Here is a 2,866-nt window from a genome sequence, read left to right on the forward strand (position 1 = left end):
ACAATATAAAGCGTTAATTGGAAAAAACAAGCCTTCTTTACAAGAAATGTAAAATATTAAAAAATTGATGATTGAAGACAATTTTTACCAAGAGAAATTCCAAAAAATCACTCATTCAATTTTCTTCAACATAGAACAATTTTGAAAAAGTCAATTAGAAAGGCATGCTGGAATAATATCCTTTAAGCCTGTAATTATTATTGTTCCAATTAACAACTTCACCTACCGAGTTTCTCTTATTTATCGGATCACTGACAAGCCAGGTGTCTCCAAGCAATACCTGTACCCAAACGTGACCATCAGTATCACCATCACTGAATACACATGTTCCATGCACGTATCTGGCAGGAAGCCCGCTAGCCCTATACAAAGCAACCAGCAAATGAGACTGGTCAACACAATTACCTTTTTTAGCATGTAATGTTCCTAAAGCTCCATAATAAGTATTATAATAGTAACTATATGGTATTTCATCCCTTACATAGCTGAATAATGCCATAGCCTTATCCAATGGATGGGTAAGTCCATCAGTTAACTGCCTTGCAAGGGCAACAATCTCTGCATTTGAAACCGGACAGTTGCTTGAGGATGACAAATACGGACTTAAATTAGAAATAGTGTTCTTAACATTCAATACGCTTTGTGTAACGCGAATATTTGATTGTCCGGCATTATCTCCTGCAGCATATTTATAAACCACTAAATAATCTCCTTTGGATAAACCTCCAATGTCAATTGTTGCAACTCCCTGAGCATTAGTACTTGCATGTTTAGACACTCCATCATATGAAAATTCAATATCTGCATTTGCAATCGGGTTTCTATAAGCATTCAATAGGGTTACTGAATAATATCTGGTATGGTCAGATAAGCAGGAAGCTTTGAAATCACAATGGCGTTTGACCCTTCATTATAACATACATCATCCTGATTGGCATAGCTGTATGTGATTTCATAAGTGCCCGGAATTAAGTTTATGTTTAGTTTAGCAACCCCATTTTCATCTGTGATTATGTTATATGATTTGCCGCAGATATTGAATGATACCGTTTCATTTGCCATAGGAGCCAAACTTGAATCTGTTAAGGTAGCCTTAAATGATGACCCGTCATTGTAAAGCATTTTCAAATCTTTTCCGGTTAACACTGTAGTTGAATTTTCAACTGTCACTGTATTGGATGATTTGTAAGGATAATAATTCATATTGCCTTCAAATTCATATTCAATCAGATATTTGCCTTCACGAGGATTTGAAATAAGAATTGACGCTTCACCGTTCTCATCCGTAACAGCAGTTATAGAATTGCCGTTATATTTGAAATTGATTGTAGCATAAGGAATCGTCTTATTATTCACTCCTGTCAAAACAACACGGTAATCCCTATCAAAACCAGTGATTATATGAATATTTGAATCTATAATGGCAGAATTGCCTTTTTCTATAATAATCTTATTTGAAACAGCCAGTCCTTTATAATTTATTGATGTTATTATATATTCGCCGACATTTAGATTGATGTTTAGATAAGCATTACCTTCGCTATCAGTGCCACGGGTGTAGAAAACCCCGTTAATGTTGAATGTAACATCACTGCCGGCTAAAGGATTGCCCATATCATCAAGGACATTTGCAGAAAATCTGCTGCCGTTTCTATACTTCATAATTAGGTTATCTGCAGAAATGGTCGGTAATACTTTAACTGTGTTTGAATGCAATTCGTTATTAACGGAATTAATGGCAGTGATAATATATTCTCCAGGACTTAAATTAATGTTTAGCCTTGCAGTACCGTTTTCATTAGTACTGCGAGTATAGAAAACCCCATTGATATTAAATGTCACTTCCTGATTAGCCAAAGGCCTGCCCTCTGCATCTAATACACTAACATAATATTGAGTGTCATTTTTATAATATTTTACAATATCGAAAGCAAAGATTGTTGAAAATACAGTAACAACATTGGAATACATTTCACCGTTTTCAGGATTTGTGGCCGTTAATATATATTCTCCAGGATTTAAATTAATATTTAGCCTTGCAATACCATTTTCATTGGTTTTTCTTTGATAGAAAACACCGTTAATATTGAAAGTGACCGTCGTATCAGTTAAAGGATTGCCTTTACCGTCAACGAAAGTGGCATAATATTGAGTATCATTTCGGTAAAACTTCCCAATATCATTTCCGCTGATTGTGGATAATACTTTTACAGTATTTGTGGTTGAAAAAGAGGCATATTTATCATTTCCAGCATAAAAAGAAGAGATGTTATAGATTCCCGGCTGCAAATTGATTGCGATTGATGCAACACCATCATTATCTGTAACTCTAGTGTAGTTGATATCATTAATTGTAAAAATTATATTCTGATTGGCCAATAAAGAACCGTCGTTATCTGATAACACCACTTTAAAAGAAGTTCCATTCCGATAATATGACTGAGTGTCGTTGCCGGACAATGCAGTTTGAATTAATCCGGATCCATTAGCCTCATCTGAAGAATAATATTGTCCATCATAAGCTATTGAAACGGAATCAATTGAATATTATGAGTTGCTTGATAAAATTGAGTCATTGTCTATATTATTTATATCAGCTGCTGAAACTGAACCTATCAAAAGCAACAATATGCAAACAATAGACAGCAACACTGCTCTTTTTATGTTAGAAATCTTTTCACCTCATGATACATATTATAGTATATTACTAAAAGTTTTTACCATTTTTATTTTTTTTCTGTCGAACGAATAGTGTTCAGATGCTCTCTTTGATTTTATTTATATATTTTATTTTAATTATATATTTATTGTATTAATTTTTTAGGGAATTTTTTTGTTCCCTAAAAAAAATATGTGTGTTAGATTA

General features: G+C 33.5%; 2 protein-coding genes. Both read right to left on the bottom strand.

The annotated features are described in order from the left end of the window. Positions 1 to 154 precede the first annotated feature (154 nt). On the bottom strand, positions 155 to 835 hold the full coding sequence (locus tag IJQ68_RS01345) for a transglutaminase family protein (protein ID WP_292795967.1): 681 nt from the start codon (positions 833 to 835) through the stop codon (positions 155 to 157). A gap of 5 nt (positions 836 to 840) precedes the next feature. Next, complete coding sequence (locus IJQ68_RS01350) at positions 841 to 2,409, bottom strand: Ig-like domain repeat protein (RefSeq protein WP_292795970.1); 1,569 nt, start codon at positions 2,407 to 2,409, stop codon at positions 841 to 843. Between the last annotated feature and the right edge of the window lie 457 nt (positions 2,410 to 2,866).

This window comes from Methanobrevibacter sp. (genome assembly GCF_017447225.1).
Lineage (GTDB): Archaea > Methanobacteriota > Methanobacteria > Methanobacteriales > Methanobacteriaceae > Methanocatella.